Below are 14,811 nucleotides of genomic sequence, written 5' to 3' on the forward strand. Positions count from 1 at the left end.
GCGCCACCGCCATTTCGGAGGATCAGCATGACGGATCAAAGCGCTACAATAAAAATCGGTGACAAATCAGTCGACCTTGCCGTTAAAAGCGGAACGATCGGCCCGAGCGTCATCGATATCGGTGCCCTCTACAAGAACACGGCTTCCTTCACCTACGATCCGGGTTTCACGTCGACTGCATCCTGTGAATCGAAAATCACCTACATCGACGGCGACGAAGGTGTCCTGTTGCATCGCGGCTATCCGATCGAGCAGCTCGCCGAACATGGCGACTTCCTCGAGGTCTGCTACCTCTTGCTTTACGGCGAACTGCCGACCACCGTGCAGAAGAAGGATTTCGATTATCGCGTCACGCACCACACCATGGTGCACGAGCAGATGAGCCGCTTCTTCACCGGCTTCCGCCGCGATGCGCATCCGATGGCCGTCATGTGCGGCTGCGTCGGCGCGCTGTCGGCCTTCTACCACGACTCCACCGACATCACCGATCCGCACCAGCGCATGGTCGCCAGCCTGCGCATGATCGCCAAGATGCCGACGCTTGCCGCCATGGCCTACAAGTACCATATCGGCCAGCCCTTCGTTTACCCGAAGAACGACCTCGACTACGCCTCGAACTTCCTGCGCATGTGTTTTGCCGTGCCTTGCGAGGAATATGTGGTCAATCCGGTGCTTGCCCGCGCCATGGACCGCATCTTCATCCTGCATGCCGATCATGAGCAGAACGCCTCGACCTCGACCGTCCGTCTCGCCGGTTCGTCGGGCGCCAACCCGTTCGCCTGCATCGCTGCCGGCATCGCCTGCCTCTGGGGCCCCGCGCATGGCGGCGCCAACGAAGCAGCGCTCAACATGCTGAACGAGATCGGCTCGGTCGACCACATTCCGGAATATATCGCCCGCGCCAAGGACAAGAACGATCCGTTCCGCCTGATGGGCTTCGGTCACCGCGTCTACAAGAACTATGATCCGCGCGCCAAGATCATGCAGAAGACGACGCATGAAGTGCTTGGCGAACTCGGCATCAAGGATGATCCGTTGCTCGAAGTGGCGATGGAGCTGGAGCGCATCGCGCTCTCCGACGAATATTTCATCGAAAAGAAGCTCTATCCGAACATCGACTTCTATTCCGGCATCACGCTGAAGGCGCTGGGCTTCCCCACGACCATGTTCACCGTGCTCTTCGCGCTTGCCCGCACCGTCGGCTGGATCGCGCAGTGGAACGAGATGATCGAGGATCCGGAACAGCGCATCGGCCGTCCGCGCCAGCTCTATGTCGGCGAACCGAAGCGCGATTACATCCCGGTTTCGAAGCGCTGATCGCTTTAAAAGAACCCAAAAGAAAACCCGGTCAGAAACGACCGGGTTTTTTCTTTTTCAGCACGTCGAGAAGGATCTCGGCGGCGTGCTCGCCGGGCGGCTTTTCGGTCTGCATGCGTTGCCAGACGAGATCGTAACCCTCGTTCATTGCCTTCAATTGGAGCGTATCGGCCGACAGCCGCTCCATCCAGCGCGCCAGGCTGGCGCCGCGGACCACCTCGTTCAGATATTCCGGCACGACGGCATAATCGGCGATGATATTGGGCAATGCGCCCGTCCATACCTTGATGCGCTTGGTCAGCAGGCTGATGATCCAATCCGTCTTATAGACGGACACCGTCGGCACGCCGGCAAGGCCGAGTTCGAGGATTACCGTACCGGAAGCCGCCATCGCGGCATCCGCTTCGGCAAAGGCCTTCCACTTCTGCATGGATCCGACCACGACCTCCGGCGGCGTGGCCCAGCCGGCGACGAGACCCTTCACCAGCGCTTCATTGTGCGGCACGGTGGGCAGCAAGAAACGCATCGGGCCGTTGCGGGCGACGAGATCCCTGGCCGCGTCCTCGAAAAACGGCAGCAGCCTGCTGATTTCGGAGGATCTTGACCCAGGAAGCATCAGGATCGTCTTGCCCGCTTCGCTGACGGGTGCGCGCCCGGTGCGCAGCCGCCGCGCTTCGAGCAGCGCCGGATCGGCGGTCAGGCGATGGCCGACATAGGTGGTCTCAGGCCCGCCGAGCGTGCGCATCACTGCCGGCTCGAAGGGCAGGACGGCGAGCACATGATCGACGTAGCCGAGCATGCGCGTGGCGCGATATTCCTTCCAGGCCCAAACGCTCGGACAGACGTAATTGACAACAGGCAGATCGGGCAGCGCGGTGCGGACACGCTTGGCGACACGATGGGTGAAATCCGGGCTATCGATGATGAGAAGTATATCAGGCCTTGCGGCAATGATGGCAGCCGTCGTCTGGCGGATCAGGGTATAGAGCTTCGGCAGCCGGCTCAGCACCTGGGTGATGCCCATGATCGACAGCTCGGAGAAATCGAACAGAGATCGCAAGCCTTCCGCCTGCAGCCCCTCGCCGCCGACGCCGACGAGTTCCAACGGTCCGCTATGAATCCGCTTAAGGGCGGCGATGAGATCTGCTCCAAGCAGATCCCCCGACACCTCGCCGGCAATGACGGCGATCTTCAGCGGCGCCCCGTTCATTCGAGCCCCCATGACGGCAGGCCGCGATCGATGCCGCAGACGAAAAGCCCGGCCTCATCGGCGGCTTTGATGACGGCGGCGCGATCGAGCACCAGCGAGCGGCCGGCCTCGACGGCGACGCCGGCAAGGCCGGCTTTCCTCGCGTTCAAGACCGTGGAAACGCCGATCGCCGGCAGGTCTGCACGGATATCCTGTTGCGGCTTGCAGAGCTTGACAAGCGCGCCGCGGCGGCGCGGCGAGATGCGCCCGGCGGCTCTGAGACCCGCGACACGCTCCAGCATCTCGTCCGTGCCCTCAAGACCCTCCAGCGCGACGATACGCCCGCCGATGGCGACGGCGCCCTGGCCGACATCGAGCCGGCCGAGCATTTCGGCGGCTTCCGCCGCGCGGTTGATATCGCGCCGGTCTTCTTCGCCCGGTATCGCCGTGCCGAGCGGGCCGACGGCGGCAAGAAGGTCGGGGGCGATCTCATGGGCACCGACGACGCGCCGGCCGTTTCCCTCGATCAGCCGGATCACCATCTGCAGCACCGTATCGTCGCCGCCGGACAGCAAGGTGCGGATCGCGGCCGGCATCTTCATCAGAGTGCGCAGCGTCGGGCGCACCTCGCGCCATTCCGGCCGGCGCCGCACGCTGCCGGACATGACGACACGGCCGATGCCGTAGCGGTTCAAGAGGCCCTCGAGAGCTGCAAAATCGCCGATACCGATGACGGCATGGTCATACCCTTCCCAGCGCCGGTCGCTTTCGTCCTTCAGCGCGACGATGACGGGATTTTCGCCCGCCGCTCGCGCGGCTTCGGCGACATAGGAAGGCAGAAGGCCGCCGCCGGCGATGATCGCCAGCCGGCCCGCAGCGGTGTCGCCGGATAAAGTCACGGACTAGCCCTTCTGTCCCCGGGTCGGCGAGGACAAGGCGCGGTCGCTGTCAGCGGCGATGAAATCGAGGATGTGGACCACCTGCTCGCAATCGGCATATTCTTCGCGGATGGCGGCGGCGTTTTCGCGGACCGAGCCCGTTCCTTCGAAGATCGACTTGTAGGCGCGGCGCACTCTATGAATGACGGCGCGGTCGACACCGGCGCGCGTCATGCCGACGACGTTGAGGCCGCTCAGCAGCCCGGGATTGCCGTTCAGCATGCCGTAGGGAATCACGTCGTAGCTCACTGCCGAGAGCCCGCCGACGAAGGCCTGACGGCCGACGCGGGTGAACTGGTGAACGGCCGAGCCACCACCCAGGATGACGCGATCCTCGATGACGACATGACCGGCGAGCATGACGTTGTTCGACATGATCACGTGATTGCCGACCCGGCAGTCATGCGCGACATGGGAATTGGCAAGGAAGAGGTTGTTGTCGCCGACGATCGTCTGGCCGCCGAAATCGGCCGTGCCGGTGTTCATCGTCACGCCTTCGCGGATCGTGCAGTTGGCGCCGACCGTCAGCGTCGTTTCCTCGCCGCCGTGATGCACGCTCTGCGGATCGCCGCCGACGACCGCCATCGGGAAGATGCGCGTGCCCTTGCCGATCACAGTGCGGCCGGTAACGACCGCATGCGACAAAAGCTCGACATTCGCATGCAGGACGACGTGCGACCCAACATGGCAGAAGGGACCGATCTTGACGCCCTCACCGATAACAGCACCGTCTTCGACGGCGGCCATCGGATGAATGCGGGCGCTTTCGGCGATAGTGCTCATGCCTGATCCTTACGAACGATCATCGCGCCGATATCGGCTTCGGCGACAAGCGCGCCGTCGACCTTGGCATCGCAATGGAATTTCCAGATATTGCCGCGCTGCTTGTGCTTCTTGACATGGAATTCAACACGATCGCCGGGTACGACGGGCTTGCGGAAGCGCGCATTCTCGATGGTCATGAAATAAACGAGGTTGCCGGGCTGGCCATCCTTCTTGGCACAGATCGCACCCGCGGTCTGGGCCATGCCCTCGATCAAGAGAACGCCGGGCATGATCGGAGATTCCGGAAAATGGCCAGTGAAATGCGGTTCGTTCACGGTGACGTTCTTGATGCCAATCGCTGTGTTGTCGCCGTCGATCTCGATGATCCTGTCGACCATGAGAAACGGGTAGCGATGCGGCAGCAGTTTCATGATCTCGATGATGTCAGCCGAAGAAAGCGTTGTCGTGGCTTCCTCAGTCATTTTGCTCGCCTCCAGGTTTCTTCCCGCGCACTCTCGTCTTGGACATCATTTGCGCGACATCTCTCAGATAGTCATTTAGCGGACGCGCAGGTGTGCCACCATATTGTCCGCCGGCGGCAAGATCGGTCATGATACCGCTTTGGGCGGCGATCTGCACGCCGTCGCCGATCGTCACGTGCCCCTTGATGCCGACCTGGCCGCCGATCTGCACGCCATTGCCGATCTTCGCGCTACCGGCGATGCCGACCTGCGCAACGACGGCGCAATGGCGGCCGATCTGAACGTTGTGGCCAATCTGGACCTGGTTGTCGATCTTGGTGCCCTCGCCGATCACCGTATCGTCCATGGCGCCGCGGTCGATCGTGGTGTTTGCGCCAATCTCGACATTGTCCTGAATGATCACCCGGCCGATCTGGACGATCTTGATCATGCCGCGAGGACCCGGCGCGTAGCCGAAACCATCCTGGCCGATGCGGACGCCGTTGTGGATGATGACGCCATTGCCGAGCAGTGCACAGAGAATGCTCGCACCGGCCGCAATCGAACAATCCCGGCCGATCTTGACGCCCGGACCGATGATGCTCTGCGCGCCAATGCGCGTCCCCTCGCCGATCTCGGCATGCGCACCGATGACGGCCATCGGCTCGACGATCACACCTTTTTCGAGTTTGGCGCTCGGATCGATCACCGCGCTTGGCGCGATCTCGCCTTCACCTGGCGAAAAGGTGACCGGGCGCAAGGCTGCGGGATAAAGCAGGCCGCCCGCCATCGCGAAGGCCGCATGCGGATTGGACGACAGAATGACCGGGATATGCTGAGGTACGAGATCAGCAAGCGCCTTGTCGCAGATCACCACCGAGGCTTCGCATGTCGCCAGCTCATCGCGGCTGCGGCGCGACAGGATATAACAGACATCGCCTGCCCGTGCCCGGCTGATGGGGGCAACGGACCTGACAATAACACCGGCATGGTCGGAATTGACAAGTTCCGCCCCAAGAAACTCTGCCAGCTCAGCGAGCTTCAGACCTTCATGGGGCAGAAAGAAAACGTTTTGCTCCATCGGCAATGCTCCAGAACGGAATTGAGTCTTACAGTTCCGGACTGCCGATATCAGAATTGGTTGTTGATGCCAAACTTGAAGTTCTGCGTCTTGTCGAAGTCTTCCTTGAGGACCGGGATCGCGTAATCCAGACGCAACGCACCGAAGGGAGACTGCCAGACGACACCGACACCGACGGAAGCGCGCAGGGAGGCGTCTTCGCCTTCGATGCCGTCGCCCCTCAGGTCAACGTCGTTGCCGAACAACGTGCCGGCGTCGGCGAAGACCGCGCCGCGCAGGTTGAAGTCACGCGGGAAGCCGGGCATCGGGAAGGTCGCTTCGGCCGATGCTGTGAAATAAGTGGTACCGCCCAGCGGATCGTCGTTGGTACCGGAAACGCGCGGGCCGATACCCTTGTTTTCGAAGCCACGAATGTCACCGTTGGTCAGCGTGAACTGGTCGAAGACGTTCAGATGGTCGCCAAAGCCGATGACATAACCCGCCGAAGCCGAGACCGAACCGATGATATCGGCATCGTCGGCGAGCAGACGGTAGTAACGAGCCTTGCCGTAGATCTTGTAGAACTGCGAGTCACCGCCGAGACCGGCAATTTCCTGCGTCGCCGTCGCATAGATGCCTTCGCGTGGCAGGACCGTGTCGTCAAGCGTGTTGTAGGTCAGCGTCTGCGAGACGGAAGAACGTGTCCACGGGCTGTCCTCTACCAGGTGCTGATACGGAGCAGACAGATCGGAAAGATCGCTGTTATCAGCGTCATACTTCATCTGCTTGTAGTTATAACGGAAGGTCGTCGCCAGATCCTCGGTAATCGGCGCGGTGACGCGCAGGACGACACTGGTTTCCTCGTAATCGTAGTTGTCATTGCTCGACGTTTCGCTGCGGTTGACGTCGAATCCTGCCGCCAAACGGTAGCCAAGGAAATAAGGCTCGGTGAAGCTGACGCCGTAGGCGCGCGAGCCTTCCTGACCGCCGCCGGCCGAGATGCGGATATACTGGCCGCGGCCGAGGAAGTTCTTTTCCTCGATCGAGGCTTCGAGCAGCAGGCCGTCGCCGCCGGCGGCATAACCCGCACCGACACCGAACGAACCGGTCGACTGATCCTGCACATCGACAACCACCACGACCCGGTCCGGGGAGCTGCCCGGCTGGGTGGAGATGTTGACTGAGGAGAAATAGCCGAGCGCTTCGAGGCGACGCTTGGCCTTGGTGATCATCTGCTGATTGAAGGCGTCGCCTTCGCTCATGTCGAATTCACGGCGGATGACGTAGTCGCGCGTGCGGCTGTTGCCGCGAATCTCGATGCGCTCGACATAGGCGCGCTCGCCCTGGTCGACCAGATATTCGACACCGATCGTGTTGTTGTTGAGGTCGCGGTTACCGCGCGGCGTGACGCGCGCAAAGGGATAACCGGCAGACGCCACCTGATCGGAGATCGCCTCGATCGACTTCTGCACTTCCTTGGCGTTGTAGACCTGGCCTTCGCGAGTGCGTACGAGCGGCTGCAACTGGTCGGAGCCGACGCCTTCGACGGTCGACTGGACGGTCACTGGTCCGAAGTCGTAACGCTGGCCTTCCTCGATGTTGAAGGTGAGCGTGTACTTGTTGGTCGCGTCGTCGAAGGCGGCATCGGAAGAAACGATGCGCATGTCGGCGTAGCCGCGATTGTAATAGAACTGGCGCAGCGCTTCTTCGTCGGCGTGGAGCTTGTCTTCGTTATAGACGTCCTTGCGTGTCAGGAACGACAGGAAGTTCGAACGCTTGGTGTTGATGACGGCAGCCAGGCGGCCGGCGCTGTAGGCATTGTTGCCGACGAAGTTGATCGAATCGATCTTGGTGCGATCACCTTCGTTGATGACGAAGGCGAGGTTGACGCGGCCTTCGCCGAGCGGCACCACCTGCGTCGTGACTTCAACCTCGCTGCGGCCGGTGGCAGCGTAAGCTTCCTTGATCGACTGAATGTCGGATTGGATCTGGGTGTCGCTGTAGGGACCAGCAGCGTGGGTCTGGACGATCGTCGCGAGCTTGTCGTCCTTGATCTTGCGGTTGCCGTTGAAGACGACCTGATTGACGAGCTGGGCTTCCTGAACGTTGACGACGAGCGTGCTTCCGGAGACCGAGATCTTGACGTCAGAGAAGTAACCCGTCCCGTAGAGCTGCTTGACCGATGCATCGATATCGCTGTTCGAAAAACTCTTTCCAGGAGCGATGGTGAGGTTCGACCGAACGGCTTCCGCGCCGACACGGCTTGCGCCGCGCACATCGATGCGCTGGATAACCGCGGCCTCAGCGGCCGTAGCGGAAACGAACGTCAAAGCACCTGCGCCCGAAGCAACAACACTAGCAGACAGCGCAACCGCCGATACTGCGTTCAAAAACTTTGAACCAGCCTTCATTTCACCCATTACCTTTTGTTTCCCTCGTCCCCGGTTCCAGGAGAACCCGATTCCGGTCACGTGTGTCGTTTTACCCGCTTTTGACATACAAGCAAGGCAGGTCGTTAATTTCTGTTTACTTCATTTGCAAGCGTGACCCATTCGCCACTACAGCCTTGAAACATCGTAAATAAATAGTAATTACCCTCGCCTTGCTCGTTTACCCTCTCAGCGAGCCAATATCGTTCCAGGTCGTGAAAACCATCAATGTCAGTATCATCGCCAGGCCGATGCGAAAGGCAATTTCCTGGGCCGAAGAGCCCAGCGGTTTCCCCCTCACCGCTTCCACCGCATAGAACATCAGGTGGCCGCCATCAAGTACCGGAACCGGCATCAGGTTAAGCAATCCTATCGAAACAGAAAGCACCGCCGCAAGCTGCAACACCGCGCCTATCCCAAGCGACGCCATCTGGCCCGAAGCTTGCGCCACGCGGATCGGCCCACCCAATTGATCGGCGCGCATCGTTCCGCTGAAGATGTTGGCGATATATTTGAAGGTGCCGGTAACGATATCCCGGGTCTGGAGCACAGCCTCACGCAGCGCCTGCAGCGGCGTATAGGTCTGCAGGCGGAAATTGCCGGCCTGCTGGTTGGTGACGATGCCGATCTGGCCGACCTCAGCCTTGTTGCCGAACTGGTCAGTCATGTCGACGCGTTGCGGCACCATCGGCAGATCGAGCTTCTGCCCACCACGCTCGATGGTCACGACGATCTTCTGGCTCGGACGGATGCTGACATAGCGGCGCACGTCGTCGAAGGTCTCAACCTTGCCGCCATCGATGGCGACCAATAGATCGCCTGGAAGCACGCCAGCGGCAGCCGCGGCGCCATCAGGCTTGACCTCGGCAACGACAGGATCTGCGATCGTGCGGCCATAGACCGAGAAAAGAATGGTGAAGATGGCGATCGCCAGCAGAAAATTGGCGATCGGGCCAGCCGCGACGGTTGCAGCGCGTTTCCACAGCTTGGCGCCAGCAAAGGAGCGCGCCCTGTCTTCCTCGGACATGGCGGCGATCTTGTCGGTGTCGGGCTTGCTCGAGGCATCCTCGTCGCCGAAGAACCGGACGTAGCCGCCAAGCGGGATCGCCGCGATCTTCCAACGCGTTCCGTGGCGATCGGTGAAGCCGAATATCTCCGGACCGAAGCCAACGGAAAAGGCAAGGATGCGAATGCCGCTCCAACGCCCGACGAGGTAATGGCCCATCTCATGCACGAAGACGAGCAGAGACAGCACGAGGATGAAGGTAACGATATTCCCCATCAAAAATGCGTATATGCCGCTCAGCGTTTCCATGAGTGCCTTCCGTCAGACTGCCGCGTTGTCAGAGTCCGAACAATGCCGCGCCAAGCGACGTCATTCCGGTCCCCTTTATCAGGGAAAAAAGCCCTGCAAGCAAGAACGCCGAAAAACAGGCAAAAATCAGTCCGTCGACACGGTCCATGACGCCGCCATGGCCCGGAATGAGACGGCTGGAATCCTTGACGCCGAATCTCCGCTTGATGAACGATTCGAAAAGATCGCCGGACTGGCTGCAAATGGAGAGAACAAGCGCTGCGAAGGCGGCGATGATTTCAGCGCCCGGAAGGAGAAAATGGATGAGAACGACGCCGGCTGCGACCGCCGAAACGGCGCCGCCGATTGCGCCGGACCAGGTCTTTCCCGGCGAGATCGAAGGAGCAAGCTTCGGTCCTCCGAGCGCCCGGCCGACGAAATAGGCAAGGATATCGGTCGCCCAGACGACGGCAAAAACGAAGAGCATGGCGTAAAGGCCAAGCCGGTCATCGCTTCTGATCGCGGCAAGCGTCAGGCCGGTGACGCCGGCATAAAACAGGCCCACTGGCAACCAGCGGCTCGTACCATGCAGGATGACCAGGGCTATGCCGACGGCGGTGACGCCGGCCAACATGCCGGCGGCGAATTCGAAATTGCCGACAAGCACGAGGAAGGCGACCGCCGCCTCACCGATCCAGCCGACGGCATTGACGATCCAATCCCGCGCGATTCCGGTGATCTTCGACCATTCATAGTAGATCAGCAGGCCAATGGCGACCGCCAGGATACGGAAGGCAAGGCCGCCATACCAGGTGGCGGCAAGAACGATGGCCGCAAGAATCAATCCTGAAACGATGCGGAGCTTCAGTTCCCTCTGCATCAGGTGCCGACCGCAGCCGCCTGCGACGACAGGCCGCCGAAGCGCCGGTCGCGAGAGGCGAATTTCTCGAGCGCCGAGCGGAAGATCTCAGGGCTGAAATCCGGCCAGTATTCCGGAAGGAAGATGAATTCCGAATAGGCGGCCTGCCACAGGAGGAAGTTGGAAAGCCGCTCTTCGCCGCTGGTGCGAATAATAAGATCCGGGTCGGGGATACCCGCGGTATCGAGGCGGGCGTTAATCAGCGCGGGTGTAATATCCTGCGCCCTCAGGCGGCCGTCCTCGACATCCCTGGCGAGGCTCACCACGGCGCGGGCGATCTCGTCGCGCGAGCCATAGTTGAAGGCGATGACGAGCGTCAGTGACGTGTTGTCCTTGGTCGTCTCCTCCGCCTCCAGAAGCAGGCCGAGAATATCGCTGCGCAGGCTGTGGCGGTCGCCGATCACCTTGATCCGCACGTTCTGGCGGTGGAGCTCGGCGAGGTCGCGCCGGATGAAAGCCTTGAGCAGGCCGAGCAGATCGGAGACCTCGGCTTCTGGCCGGCGCCAGTTCTCCGAGGAGAAGGCAAAGAGGGTCAGATATTTTATGCCGGCCGCACCGGCGGCGCGTACTGTCTCGCGCACCGCCTCGACGCCCTTGCGATGGCCCATCGTGCGCGGCAGACCACGCTGCTTGGCCCAACGGCCATTGCCGTCCATGATGATGGCAACATGCTCTGGCACAGTCACAAATATAGATTCCGACATTTCCCGTCCGGTCTTTCCAGGCAAAGGCACAGATCCACTAGACCTGCATGATTTCCTTTTCCTTCTCGCCAAGCAAGCGGTCGATTTCGGAAATCGTCTCGTCCGTCATCTTCTGTACACGTTCCGACTGCGCCCGGCTCTCGTCCTGGCCGATGACGCCGTCCTTTTCGGCTTTCTTCAAGCCGTCCATGCCGTCGCGGCGGACATGGCGAATCGCCACCTTGCTCTTTTCGGCATAGTCGTGCGCCACCTTGACGAGCGATTTGCGGCGCTCCTCGTTCAGTTCCGGCAGCGGAATGCGCAGGTTCTGGCCGTCGACGATCGGGTTGAGGCCGAGATTGGATTCGCGGATGCCGCGCTCGACAGCACTGACCATCGATTTGTCCCAGACGGAAACCGACAGCATGCGCGGTTCGGGCACGGTGATGTTGGCGACCTGGTTCAGCGGCATGCGGGAACCATAGGCCTCGATCGTCACCGGGTCGAGGATGTTGGCCGAAGCACGGCCGGTGCGCAGCGATGCGATGTCGCTCTTAAATGCGGAAATGGCGCCGTCCATGCGGCGCTTCAGTTCCTTGATATCGATACCTTCACTCATGTCGATGCTCCCGTCTGGCGAGGGCTGCGCCGAAACCGCGGCGCAGCTTTATCAGTTGTCGGAGACGATGGTCTTGAGGCCACCGCCCGTCAAGATTTCAGCAAAACCACCCTTCTCGTGGATCGAGAAGACGATGATCGGAATGGAATTTTCCCTGGCGAGCGCCACGGCGGCAACGTCCATCACCGCAAGCCCCCTGTCCAGCACTTCCTGGTGCGTCAAGCGGTCGAGGCGAGTCGCATCGGGATATTTCTTCGGGTCGGCGGTGTAGATGCCGTCCACCTGCGTACCCTTGAAGATCGCTTCCGCGCCCATTTCGGCGGCGCGAAGTGCTGCGGCGGAATCGGTGGTGAAGAAGGGGTTGCCGGTGCCACCGGCAAAGATCACCACGCGTCCCATCGACAGATGATAAAGGGTTGCGCGCTGCGAAAAGCTCTCGCAGATCTCGGGCATGGAGATGGCCGAAAGCACCACCGTATCGATGTTCAGCTTGCGCAGCGAGGTCGCCAGCGCCAGCGCGTTGATGATGGTGCCGAGCATGCCCATATGGTCGCCGGTGACCCGGTCGCCGCCCTTGGACGCCACCGCGACACCGCGGAAGATATTGCCGCCACCGACGACGACGCCGACTTCCACGCCCATATGCCGTGCCTCGGCTATGTCGGATGCAATGCGGTCCGCCACCGTCACATCGATCCCGAAACCCTGGCCACCCATGAGCGCTTCGCCGGAAGCCTTGAGTAGAACGCGTTTATAGACAGGCTCTAAAGACATCTTGGCTCCTCGTAAATTGCCGTGAATGCCCGATACACGAAGGGCACCGCGTTGTCACGCGATGCCCTTCGTGTTTTCCCAATTATGACTGGAAGATCAACCCTTGACGGCAGCCGCAACTTCGGCCGCGAAGTCGGTTTCTTCCTTCTCGACGCCTTCGCCGAGCAGCAGACGGGCCATGCCGGCAACTTCGATCGGCGCGCCGACGGCCTTTTCAGCTTCCTTGATGGCGGCAGCAACCGTCAGGTCCGGATTGATGACGAAAGCCTGCGAGAGAAGAGCGACTTCCTCGAAGAACTTGCGCATGCGGCCTTCGACCATCTTTTCGATGATGTTGTCAGGCTTGCCGGAAGCGCGCGACTGCTCGATGAAGACGTTGCGCTCGCGCTCGGCGACGGCGGCATCGACTTCTTCCGGGCGGATCGCCAGCGGCGCGGTCGCCGCGATGTGCATGGCGACCTGACGGCCGATGGCGTTCAGGGCTTCCTTGTCGCCGGTCGACTTCAGCGCCACGAGAACGCCGAGCTTGCCGAGGCCGTCGGAAACAGCATTGTGGATATAAGTGGCGACGACGCCGTCCTCGACCGAGAGAGCGGTCGAACGGCGCAGGTTCATGTTCTCGCCGATCGTGGCGATCGCATCCTTGATCGTGTCGGAAACGGACTTGCCGGATGCCGGGTAGGTCGCAGCGGCAACGGCGTCGACCGTGCCGTCGGTCGAGACGGCGACCTTGGCGATGCCGCGGACGAGTTCCTGGAAGGCATCGTTACGGGCGACGAAGTCGGTTTCGGAATTGACTTCGACGACGACGGCCTTGGTGCCCTGGCTCGAAACGCCGATGAGGCCTTCGGCAGCGGTGCGGCCGGACTTCTTGTCGGCCTTGGCGATGCCCTTGGCGCGCAGCCAGTCGATCGCCGCTTCCATGTCGCCACCGGTTTCAGCAAGAGCCTTCTTGCAGTCCATCATGCCTGCGCCGGTCTTTTCGCGCAGTTCCTTCACCATTGCAGCCGTAATCTCGCTCATTAGCTTCCTCTTGTCGGTTCATACGGTGGGCCGTAAAGCGCGGCTCAGCACCGGATTGAGGCACGAAATGTACCTGTATGTATGACAGCGTGATGAAGACGCGCCATAACGAAACTTCTCTGGCGAAGAGCCTGATGCCTTCGCCCTGAAACAGGCAAGGCCGCCGAACTTCGATGAGTCGCGAGCGGCCTTTCCCAGTCTCTGTAAGCTTTGGCGGATCTTTGGATCCGCCCGCTTTCATCAGCCTTCGGCTGCTTCCTCGAGAGCCGGTTCGACCGGAAGTTCGGAGGATGCGCCGAGATCGCGGCCGGAAGAGCCCTGCTGACGGGCGATGCCGTCGATGGCGGCGCGGGAGATCAGCTCGCAGTAAAGAGCGATCGCGCGCGATGCGTCGTCGTTACCCGGGATCGGATAGTCGATCAGGTCCGGATCGCAGTTCGAATCGATGATGGCGACAACCGGGATGCCGAGGCGCTTGGCTTCGTCGATCGCGATCTTTTCCTTGTTGGTGTCGATGATGAACATCAGGTCAGGCGTGCCGCCCATATCGCGGATACCGCCGAGGGCCTTGTCGAGCTTTTCACGCTCGCGCTCGAGGTTCAGGCGTTCCTTCTTGGTGAAGCCCTGGGCTTCGCCGTTCAGGATCTCGTCGAGCTTGCGCAGGCGCTGGATCGAGTTGGAGATCGTCTTCCAGTTCGTCATCATGCCGCCGAGCCAGCGCGAGTTGACGTAGTACTGGGCCGAGCGCTTGGCGCTGTCGGCAATGATCTCAGACGCCTGGCGCTTGGTGCCGACGAAGAGAACGCGGCCGCCGCGGGCAACGGTGTCGCTGACGACCTGAAGGGCGCGCGACAGCATCGGAACGGTCTGGGCCAGATCGATGATGTGAATGTTGTTGCGATCGCCGAAGATGTACGGCTTCATCTTCGGGTTCCAGCGATGCGTCTGGTGGCCGAAGTGGACGCCTGCTTCAAGAAGCTGGCGCATAGAAAAATCAGGCAATGCCATGCCTTGTTACTCCTTTTCCGGTTGAACCTCCGCAAGGCGAACAGCACCCTCTTCGAGGATGCCACCGGGCGGAACAGCCCGGATTTCTCCCGGACGATCCCATGCCTTACGTGTGGAATGCCGGTGCCCATACATTCGATTTGGCGCAAAAGCAAGGCTTATGCCGAAAAAACCTGGCGGCTCAGCTTGCCAGCGTCGGCAGCAGCGACAGCATGACGCCTGCATTCGGCATCGGCAGGATGGCATCGACCTCGGCCGGCAACAGGATCGCACCGACCCGAAAACCAGGACGACAGACGCGACTCAGTCATCGCTGATCGCCGAACCATAGT

Annotated in this window: 14 protein-coding genes; 1 reads left to right on the forward strand and 13 read right to left on the reverse strand. The window is 61.1% G+C overall.

The window, feature by feature from the left end; genetic code table 11:
• Window positions 1-27: 27 nt before the first annotated feature.
• Window positions 28-1,317: a citrate synthase gene (gene gltA, locus AC1D1Z_RS07785; RefSeq protein WP_477850045.1), complete on the forward strand. Its 1,290-nt coding sequence runs from the start codon at window positions 28-30 to the stop codon at window positions 1,315-1,317.
• Window positions 1,318-1,348: 31 nt separating this feature from the next.
• Here the strand turns inward: gltA and lpxB are convergent, their stop codons facing one another.
• The 13 genes from lpxB to rpsB form a co-directional block, all read right to left on the reverse strand.
• Window positions 1,349-2,527: a lipid-A-disaccharide synthase gene (gene lpxB, locus AC1D1Z_RS07790; RefSeq protein ID WP_283185009.1), complete on the reverse strand. Its 1,179-nt coding sequence runs from the start codon at window positions 2,525-2,527 to the stop codon at window positions 1,349-1,351.
• Entirely contained in the window at window positions 2,524-3,405 is an 882-nt protein-coding gene (locus AC1D1Z_RS07795) for an LpxI family protein (protein WP_018241896.1), read from the reverse strand. Before AC1D1Z_RS07795 ends, lpxB begins: the two co-directional genes overlap by 4 nt.
• Window positions 3,406-3,408: 3 nt before the next feature.
• Window positions 3,409-4,227, reverse strand: a complete 819-nt coding sequence (gene lpxA, locus AC1D1Z_RS07800; protein WP_018241895.1) for an acyl-ACP--UDP-N-acetylglucosamine O-acyltransferase — start codon at window positions 4,225-4,227, stop codon at window positions 3,409-3,411.
• Entirely contained in the window at window positions 4,224-4,691 is a 468-nt protein-coding gene (gene fabZ / locus AC1D1Z_RS07805; protein WP_168299889.1) for a 3-hydroxyacyl-ACP dehydratase FabZ, read from the reverse strand. Before fabZ ends, lpxA begins: the two co-directional genes overlap by 4 nt.
• The gene (gene lpxD, locus AC1D1Z_RS07810) at window positions 4,684-5,751 is read right to left on the reverse strand and encodes a UDP-3-O-(3-hydroxymyristoyl)glucosamine N-acyltransferase (RefSeq protein ID WP_018445462.1); all 1,068 of its coding nucleotides are present in this window, start codon (window positions 5,749-5,751) and stop codon (window positions 4,684-4,686) included. Before lpxD ends, fabZ begins: the two co-directional genes overlap by 8 nt.
• Window positions 5,752-5,801: 50 nt before the next feature.
• The gene (gene bamA, locus AC1D1Z_RS07815) at window positions 5,802-8,141 is read right to left on the reverse strand and encodes an outer membrane protein assembly factor BamA (RefSeq protein WP_113542290.1); all 2,340 of its coding nucleotides are present in this window, start codon (window positions 8,139-8,141) and stop codon (window positions 5,802-5,804) included.
• Between the two features lie 199 nt (window positions 8,142-8,340).
• The gene (rseP, locus tag AC1D1Z_RS07820; protein ID WP_018241891.1) at window positions 8,341-9,474 is read right to left on the reverse strand and encodes an RIP metalloprotease RseP; all 1,134 of its coding nucleotides are present in this window, start codon (window positions 9,472-9,474) and stop codon (window positions 8,341-8,343) included.
• 28 nt (window positions 9,475-9,502) lie between these two features.
• Window positions 9,503-10,333: a phosphatidate cytidylyltransferase gene (locus AC1D1Z_RS07825; RefSeq protein ID WP_477850050.1), complete on the reverse strand. Its 831-nt coding sequence runs from the start codon at window positions 10,331-10,333 to the stop codon at window positions 9,503-9,505.
• Window positions 10,333-11,076, reverse strand: a complete 744-nt coding sequence (locus AC1D1Z_RS07830; protein ID WP_028732002.1) for an isoprenyl transferase — start codon at window positions 11,074-11,076, stop codon at window positions 10,333-10,335. The genes AC1D1Z_RS07825 and AC1D1Z_RS07830 overlap by 1 nt, the downstream gene beginning before the upstream one ends.
• A 37-nt stretch (window positions 11,077-11,113) precedes the next feature.
• Complete coding sequence (gene frr / locus AC1D1Z_RS07835; protein ID WP_018241888.1) at window positions 11,114-11,674, reverse strand: ribosome recycling factor; 561 nt, start codon at window positions 11,672-11,674, stop codon at window positions 11,114-11,116.
• A 51-nt stretch (window positions 11,675-11,725) separates the two neighbouring features.
• Window positions 11,726-12,448: a UMP kinase gene (pyrH, locus tag AC1D1Z_RS07840; RefSeq protein ID WP_003539289.1), complete on the reverse strand. Its 723-nt coding sequence runs from the start codon at window positions 12,446-12,448 to the stop codon at window positions 11,726-11,728.
• A 96-nt stretch (window positions 12,449-12,544) separates the two neighbouring features.
• Window positions 12,545-13,471 carry a translation elongation factor Ts gene (tsf, locus tag AC1D1Z_RS07845; RefSeq protein ID WP_018241887.1) on the reverse strand — a complete coding sequence of 309 codons (927 nt, stop codon included), beginning with the start codon at window positions 13,469-13,471 and terminating at the stop codon, window positions 12,545-12,547.
• Window positions 13,472-13,711: 240 nt separating this feature from the next.
• Complete coding sequence (rpsB, locus tag AC1D1Z_RS07850) at window positions 13,712-14,479, reverse strand: 30S ribosomal protein S2 (protein ID WP_003559062.1); 768 nt, start codon at window positions 14,477-14,479, stop codon at window positions 13,712-13,714.
• Window positions 14,480-14,811 lie beyond the last annotated feature (332 nt).

The organism is Rhizobium sp. P1_E1 (assembly GCF_056406015.1).

Coding starts and splice junctions, on each gene's coding strand:
- gltA (WP_477850045.1), top strand. CDS start 28: ATGACGGATCAAAGCGCTACAATAAAAATCGGTGACAAATCAGTCGAC.
- lpxB (WP_283185009.1), bottom strand. CDS start 2,527: ATGAACGGGGCGCCGCTGAAGATCGCCGTCATTGCCGGCGAGGTGTCG.
- lpxA (WP_018241895.1), bottom strand. CDS start 4,227: ATGAGCACTATCGCCGAAAGCGCCCGCATTCATCCGATGGCCGCCGTC.
- fabZ (WP_168299889.1), bottom strand. CDS start 4,691: ATGACTGAGGAAGCCACGACAACGCTTTCTTCGGCTGACATCATCGAG.
- lpxD (WP_018445462.1), bottom strand. CDS start 5,751: ATGGAGCAAAACGTTTTCTTTCTGCCCCATGAAGGTCTGAAGCTCGCT.
- bamA (WP_113542290.1), bottom strand. CDS start 8,141: ATGAAGGCTGGTTCAAAGTTTTTGAACGCAGTATCGGCGGTTGCGCTG.
- rseP (WP_018241891.1), bottom strand. CDS start 9,474: ATGGAAACGCTGAGCGGCATATACGCATTTTTGATGGGGAATATCGTT.
- AC1D1Z_RS07825 (WP_477850050.1), bottom strand. CDS start 10,333: ATGCAGAGGGAACTGAAGCTCCGCATCGTTTCAGGATTGATTCTTGCG.
- AC1D1Z_RS07830 (WP_028732002.1), bottom strand. CDS start 11,076: ATGTCGGAATCTATATTTGTGACTGTGCCAGAGCATGTTGCCATCATC.
- frr (WP_018241888.1), bottom strand. CDS start 11,674: ATGAGTGAAGGTATCGATATCAAGGAACTGAAGCGCCGCATGGACGGC.
- pyrH (WP_003539289.1), bottom strand. CDS start 12,448: ATGTCTTTAGAGCCTGTCTATAAACGCGTTCTACTCAAGGCTTCCGGC.
- tsf (WP_018241887.1), bottom strand. CDS start 13,471: ATGAGCGAGATTACGGCTGCAATGGTGAAGGAACTGCGCGAAAAGACC.
- rpsB (WP_003559062.1), bottom strand. CDS start 14,479: ATGGCATTGCCTGATTTTTCTATGCGCCAGCTTCTTGAAGCAGGCGTC.